This window comes from Mesorhizobium sp. M1E.F.Ca.ET.063.01.1.1 (genome assembly GCF_003998155.1).
Lineage (GTDB): Bacteria > Pseudomonadota > Alphaproteobacteria > Rhizobiales > Rhizobiaceae > Mesorhizobium.
Genome location: NZ_RZSC01000349.1, coordinates 1 through 6,008, shown reverse-complemented (window position 1 = coordinate 6,008; position 6,008 = coordinate 1). Strand labels below are relative to the sequence as shown.

General features: G+C 64.7%; 9 protein-coding genes and 3 pseudogenes. 7 read left to right on the top strand and 5 right to left on the bottom strand.

The features are described 5' to 3' along the window. Positions 1-133: 133 nt before the first annotated feature. Both EOA29_RS44050 and EOA29_RS44045 read left to right on the top strand, forming a co-directional pair. Positions 134-376 carry a hypothetical protein gene (locus tag EOA29_RS44050; RefSeq protein WP_189478955.1) on the top strand — a complete coding sequence of 81 codons (243 nt, stop codon included), beginning with the start codon at positions 134-136 and terminating at the stop codon, positions 374-376. Between the two features lie 23 nt (positions 377-399). After that, a complete protein-coding gene (locus EOA29_RS44045) occupies positions 400-534 on the top strand; it encodes a hypothetical protein (protein WP_348628913.1) in 135 nt (44 codons plus the stop codon). Positions 535-544: 10 nt separating this feature from the next. Here EOA29_RS44045 and EOA29_RS22070 read toward each other — a convergent pair whose 3' ends face one another. The 4 genes from EOA29_RS22070 to EOA29_RS22055 form a co-directional block, all read right to left on the bottom strand. Then, positions 545-817, bottom strand: a complete 273-nt coding sequence (locus EOA29_RS22070; RefSeq protein WP_127221526.1) for a DUF1778 domain-containing protein — start codon at positions 815-817, stop codon at positions 545-547. Between the two features lie 209 nt (positions 818-1,026). Next, on the bottom strand, positions 1,027-1,968 hold the full coding sequence (locus EOA29_RS22065; RefSeq protein WP_127221524.1) for a DUF2493 domain-containing protein: 942 nt from the start codon (positions 1,966-1,968) through the stop codon (positions 1,027-1,029). A 247-nt stretch (positions 1,969-2,215) separates the two neighbouring features. Beyond that, entirely contained in the window at positions 2,216-3,259 is a 1,044-nt protein-coding gene (locus EOA29_RS22060; RefSeq protein WP_127221522.1) for a toprim domain-containing protein, read from the bottom strand. Next, positions 3,256-3,573: a hypothetical protein gene (locus EOA29_RS22055; protein WP_245468511.1), complete on the bottom strand. Its 318-nt coding sequence runs from the start codon at positions 3,571-3,573 to the stop codon at positions 3,256-3,258. The genes EOA29_RS22060 and EOA29_RS22055 overlap by 4 nt, the downstream gene beginning before the upstream one ends. Between EOA29_RS22055 and EOA29_RS43840 the strand changes: the two genes are divergently transcribed. The 5 genes and pseudogenes from EOA29_RS43840 (at position 3,572) to EOA29_RS43120 (ending at position 5,030) form a co-directional block, all read left to right on the top strand. Next, the gene (locus EOA29_RS43840; RefSeq protein WP_281061102.1) at positions 3,572-3,706 is read left to right on the top strand and encodes a hypothetical protein; all 135 of its coding nucleotides are present in this window, start codon (positions 3,572-3,574) and stop codon (positions 3,704-3,706) included. The genes EOA29_RS22055 and EOA29_RS43840 overlap by 2 nt on opposite strands. 316 nt (positions 3,707-4,022) lie before the next feature. After that, positions 4,023-4,355, top strand: a pseudogene (locus tag EOA29_RS43835) (DUF1173 family protein). Positions 4,356-4,461: 106 nt separating this feature from the next. Next, positions 4,462-4,626: pseudogene (locus EOA29_RS43830) on the top strand (hypothetical protein); the annotation flags it as partial. After that, positions 4,556-4,735: pseudogene (locus EOA29_RS44040) on the top strand (hypothetical protein); the annotation flags it as partial. The pseudogenes EOA29_RS43830 and EOA29_RS44040, both read left to right, overlap by 71 nt. Before the next feature lie 106 nt (positions 4,736-4,841). Continuing rightward, on the top strand, positions 4,842-5,030 hold the full coding sequence (locus tag EOA29_RS43120; RefSeq protein WP_245468512.1) for a DUF1173 family protein: 189 nt from the start codon (positions 4,842-4,844) through the stop codon (positions 5,028-5,030). A gap of 293 nt (positions 5,031-5,323) precedes the next feature. Here the strand turns inward: EOA29_RS43120 and EOA29_RS22045 are convergent. Beyond that, positions 5,324-6,008 (bottom strand): M24 family metallopeptidase (locus EOA29_RS22045; RefSeq protein WP_127221520.1); only part of this gene is annotated, 685 nt, incomplete at its 5' end.

Genomic DNA, 6,008 nt, shown 5'->3' with positions numbered 1-6,008 from the left:
CGCCCGGACCCTGCCGCTGCCGGAGGCGCTACGCGCGTGGAGCTAGTGGCCCTTTGTCGGCCAGCCAGAGGCTGTCCTGGATCGAGCGCATGAGCACCGACGGATTGTCCCGCGCGGGAATGAAGCCCCAGCTTTGCCAGTAGCGCTCGGCGTCGGCGTCGATCGCCCGCACAACCACCGCGCGGCCGCCGACGATGTCGGCGCCGGCGACGCAGCGATGCAGCGCGTCCTTGACCAGGCCGCTGCCGATGCCTTCTCCGGCATAGCGATGGTGGACGGCGAGTTGTCCGATCAGCAGGCAGGGGATCGGGTCGGTCGGGCGTCCGGTGCGGATGGCGCGCTGTTTGGCTGGATCACGCCCGGCGTGAGGCCGTAATAGCCGACGACCGTCCCCTCATCGTGAACGACCAGGACGCGGGTAAACCCGCGGACCTGGTTCGTTCGCGCGAAGCCGGCCAGCCACGCGTTGAGCGCCGGCTTGCCGCAATCGAAGCTGTCGAGGCGGTGCGCGTCGTCGAGGAGTTCGATGCCTGAAAGCGCCTACCTAGCGGTCCCAGGGTGGGGACCGACGCAGCCGCTCGGACGCCTTCGGCAGGGGCGCAGCGGCGGGGGCTGAGATCGCCTGCATGAAGGCGTCATAGGCTTCCGGGGACACGCGGATGACGGTTTCGTTGAGGATGGCCGCCTGCGCCTCGTGGAGTGCTGCGCGTCGCATGAACTCCGTGCGCGACAGGCCGAGCAGTTCCGCGCCGCGGTCGATGATGGTGAGATCATCATCGCGAAACCGCATCGAGACGGGTGCGGCTGTGGTGGCCATGGCGCGCTCCTGTGCTGCAGATGTCTATACGTCGGTGTAACGCGGATCGCATACCAGATTGCGTGCCGGCACGCTCCACCGCGTCGCTACCGATTCGTGGAGATGGAGGGAGGCTGCTTCGTGCGCGGGCTTTTCTGCACTTCGCGCACAGACCTGAACCCGACCGCGGGGTCGGGTTCGAAGATGCGGATCGCGAGGAAACCGGCGCTTCACGCGCCGCCTTCCGCGAACCGCCAGACGGGGATGCCGAGCTGACGGGCTTTGTCGGCAAGATTGTTGGTGATGCCGGAGCCGGGAAAGACGATCAGGCCGTAGGGTACCACCGACAGAAGCTGGTCGTTGCGGCGGAACGGAGCCGCCTTGGCGTGCCGGTTCCAATCCGGCTTGAAGGCGATCTGGGTGACCTTGCGGTTCTCGGCCCAGCAGGCGGCGATACGTTCGGCGCCGCGTGGGCTGCCGCCATGGAGCAGAACCATGTCCGAATGCTTCTCGCGGGCCTTGTCGAGCGCGTCCCAGATCCGGTCGTGATCGTTGCAGTCAAGGCCGCCGGCGAAGGCGATCTTGGTGCCGGCCGGAACCAGCACCTCGGTTTCGGCGTGGCGGCGGGCAGCGAGAAAGTCGCGGGAGTCGATCACCGACGCGGTCATCGCCTGGTGGGAGACCTTGGATCCAGTGCGCGGCCGCCAGGCCGATCCTGTCTGCGCCTCGTAGAGGTCGGCGGCCTCGTCGCGCATGATTTCGAGCACGTTGCGGCGCTCGATATAGGTGATGCCCTCGGCAGTGAGCCGTTCCAGCTCGACCGACTTCACTTCGGAACCGTCCTGTTCCTGCTGGCTCGAACGCTGCGCCTCCTCGTTGCGGTCGAGGCTGCGGGCGACGCGCTCGGCGGCACGGTGGAAGACGTTTGCGAAGGACCAGAGCAGGTCGTCGAGATCGGGTTCGAGCCTGGTGTCGCCAAGCATACCGGCGAAGGTCTCGACGATACCGGCAAGCCCGGCCCGGATCACTTCGTCGTCGGGAAGTGGCCGAGGATCCGGTTCGTCCTGATGCGGGCGATGGCCGTACATCTGCAGTTCGAGGATGACGCGGTCGGTCGGCGAGGAGGCGTGGTAGGGCTCATAGGCATCGTCGAAAGGAAGCTCGTATGTCATGGCGTGTCTCCGTCGGTTGTGGCCGCGCCTGTCGCGGCCTGACAGCGCATCCCGGCCGCGCCCCGGACGCGGCCGCACCGAAGGTCGGAGCGCGAGCGGAGGACGGCGCAGCCGTTGCGGCCGTGGCCGGGGCGTGGCAGGGGTCGCCTCTCGGGCAGGCCGCGGGCGGCGCGGCCTCTCCGGCGGACCGCCGCCATGCCGGCAGGCCTTCCGGTGACGCCCCCGCCCGCCTGCCGATCAGGGCCATTCATCCGGGTGGCAGGACGAGACGGGCATCCTCCGGGACGAGCTGATCGCTGAGCCATGCCGCGAGATGGGCCAGGCCGAGATGGCGCAGATCGTCGTTGAAGTCGCCGAGCTGCGGCCGCAGCACCAGGGCGAGAATCCCTGACTCGGCTGCGCGCCGGCTGAGACGCTCGATGCCGTGCCTGCCGGCGGCGTCGGCATCGGCTGCGATGTAGAGGCGACGGCAGCCCTCCGGTAAGGACAGGCCGGCTAGGTGATTGGCTGAGGTCGCGGCGGCCACAGGCAGTGCCGGCATCACTGTGAAGAGCGAGGCCATCGTCTCGAAGCCTTCGCCGGCGGCCATGACCGGAATGGGTAGACCGGGCTCAAGGCCGAGCCAGATGGCGCTGCCGAGCAGGTGACCGAGCGAGCGGCGCGGATCGTCAAGTTGGGCCTTGCCGCTGCCATCCGGAGCGAGCCAGGTACGCTGCAGGCCGGTGATGCGTCCGTCGAGACTGGTCACGGCAGCGATCAATGCGGGAAGGGTCAGCGTCGCGCCGGTCACGAGATCGCGGTAGTAGCAGCCGGGGTGGAAGCGGAGGGCGCGCTCGCCGGCTGTCAAGGGGATGCCACGGCCGGATAGATAGCGTTCGGCCAGCGTGCCGGCGATCGGCTGCGACAGGCCGAACAGGCGACGAGCCGCTTCGGGGGAGCCGCGTATCGCGGCAGGCTGGCGCTGCGCGCCCGGGTCTTGGGCCTGTGGTCGCGGCATGGCGAGGAACCGACGCGCTTCATCCGCGACATCGCGGAACTCGAGGAGGCCGCAGCTTTCTCGGATGACATCGAGCAGATCGCCATGTTCACCGTTTTGCTCATCGACCCACTTCCCCGCAGGCCCTTTGGCATTGCCGTTCAGCCGCACATGCATGGAACGGCCGCGCGCGTTGCGAACATCGCCGACCGTCCAGTAATTGCCGGAGCGATGACCGTTGGAGAGATATTCGCGGCACACCGCCTCGGCATCCTCGCCAAGACGGCGTGCCAGCTCAGAGGCGGAGCCGGTCACGATCGCCTCCCCTCAAGCCGCTGCAGTGCGGTCGATGACGCCAACCAGCGCATGGCGGTCGAGGAGCGCGGCGAGGATTGCGGACCCTTGCGCGCTGGTCTGGATGAACAGGAGATCAGGCCGAAGGCCTTCAGCCGCGGGGTTATCGCGTCGGTGAAGCCGATCAGCTCGACGCGGTAGTCGTTCATGACCCGACTGCGCCGCAGGATCATGCCGTCGGCAAGTTGCAACCCGATCCGGCCCTCGATCAGGCCGGTCCACGCCTCGTTCGAAGCGAGAGTCGGCACATCGTCGAGACCGAGATTGCGCAACATGATCGCGATCAGCGTTGGCGATGTGGCGCCCGGTGATGCGCTCGCCGGCGTCGGTCTGGATCCGGTAGACCCGGCAGTCATCGTCGGGCAGCAGCCGCCAGATCGGCAGGAAGGCGACGATCGATGTGGTTGAAACGGTGTTCATGGTGATGTCCTTCGCGAGAGGGGGGAATGACGCCCGGGCCGGCACTCTCTCCGCGCCCGCCGTGGCCCAATCTCCCCGGCTTCCCTCTCACTCTGGCGCCGATGCGCCAAAGTGGTTGCGCTCTGTGCAAAGCCAGACTTGAATGCGAGGACAGGGATGCGGCGGCGACCTGGAGCTGTGGAGGGGATGCGACGGTTCAGAATTGGCAGTTAGGTCTACGACGAGGGAGCGCCGGACCTGCAGTCGGCGCTAGCGCACGCCTGCGAGCGCCCGCTCTGCCGGTGCCGCGAGCCGCGGCTGCCAAATGTACATCGCTCGCATCGGCGACCTTCATCTGATCAAGCGCATGCCGCTGAGCGGCGGCGGGCATGATCCGTCCTGCGATTCGTATGAATCGCCTTAGGAACTGTCCGGCCTGGGCGCCTCGATGGGCAGCGCGGTACAACTCGCCCTCAAGTTGGACTACAGCCTGTCGAAGACAGGGAGCCGGGCACCATCCGTGCCTGCAAGGCACAGTTCCGCCAGTCTAACCGCCGATCCCAGGCGGATGTCACTGCGTGGCCTGCTTCACTATCTCTGGCACGAGGCCGAACTGACGGTCTGGAAATCGAGGTGGGGTGGCAAGCGACATTGGTGAATGTCCGTTGGCATCTGCCCGGGGCTGCCGGGTAAATGACAGTGAGGGGCGGACCGCTCGCGGATATCCTTTTGGTGCCCGAGACATTTCGCGCCGATAACAAGCGATCGAGCAGCGTCGCAACGCGGTTCTTGTAGCCGCGCTCCCGTCGAAATCTGGCCCACGAAAGTTGCTGGTTCTGGTCGCCGAGGTGGAAGAAATTGTTGCTGTCCGGTCCGGTCAGAAACTTGTCGCCCGGCTTTCCCTTTATCATCGACGATGCATTGCATCGGCGCTTGCAGGGCGCTTCGAGAAAGAGCTGTCCCTGTGGGCAGCGGATTCGAACTCACATGGTGATCGCGACCTTCGGATTGAGCCTGGCCGGCCGTGCCATTGTCGAGGAGATGGCGTCGATGGTCGTGTCCGAGAACTGGATACCTTACGAGAGGGTTCCGGAAAAGGCTCGTCGATGGGCTCGCCCGCCTTCGCGAGAAGAGCGTGAAGGGATTGCGCTACGACCTGCAAGCCGATCAGCCGATCACCAACGCTTTGCTTCAGAACAGGCAAGAGCCGATCGCGCTCTTTGTGGTCCCGGCAGGTGCCGACGAAGCGTTCAAGGCTTCGTTGCAGGATGTGATCGCGAACCGGCCGGAGATGGGTGCGTGGACATGGCGGGTTAGGGGTCTGCCCAGCTGAACTAGCTCTCCTGCAACATCTTGTGCGTGACATGGTGGCGCTCGTTGGCCAGCGCGACGATGAGATCGAGCGCCTCAAATCATCATCGAGCAGCTGCAGCGCGAGCAGTTCGGCCGCCGTTGCGAGCGCTCCATACTGATCAACTGGCGCTCGAACAGAAGAACCTCGAAAGCGACCTCGCCCGGGAAGAGAAGAGCCGTCCGCGTGTCCAGAAGCTGCAAGGCGAACGACCGTCAAACCGCCGTTGTTTCTGAAACGGCCGGTAACTTTCGATAGCCCGACCGCCTTCTCAATCAGCGAACAGTGAAAAGACGCCGGTCAACGTCGGCAAGACGTTCGCCGCCTTTGTCGGTAACCACGAATGATTCCGATATGGCGATTCCGAAGTCTTCCAGCCAGACCCCGGATTGGAAATGGAAACACATCCCGTGCTGAAGCACGGTTTTTTCGCCTTTGCGCAGGCTCACCGTCTTCTCGCCCCAATCCGGAGGATAGTTAAGACCAATGGAATATCCGACGCGGCTCTCCTTGCGGTAGCCGTGCTTTCGCAACACGTTTTGCCAGACCGCTTCGACTTCTTCCGTGATCACTCCTGACTTAGCTGCTGCGAGGGCGGCGTCTCCGCCCTCGATGATCGCATCAGCGAGTTTCTTGGCCGCATTGGAAGGTGTACCGATCGAGATCGTGCGGCTAAGCGGCGCATGATAGTGTCGCCTAACGCCGGCCAATTCCATCACCACCAGGCCGTTGTCGGGAAGTGGTGTGCTTGTCCAAGTTAGATGAGGGGTACTCGTGCCTTCGCCAACTTGAATTAATGGGCAGGCACTGGAATAATCGCCGTGTTTACCTTCAATTCCGCGAATTTGCGACCGATATACTTCGGCAATGATCTCGTTTTCGGGGACACCAGACTTGGTCATTTCGATGGCCTCATTCATCACCTTTGTGATCAAACGACCGGCTTCACGCATGTAAACC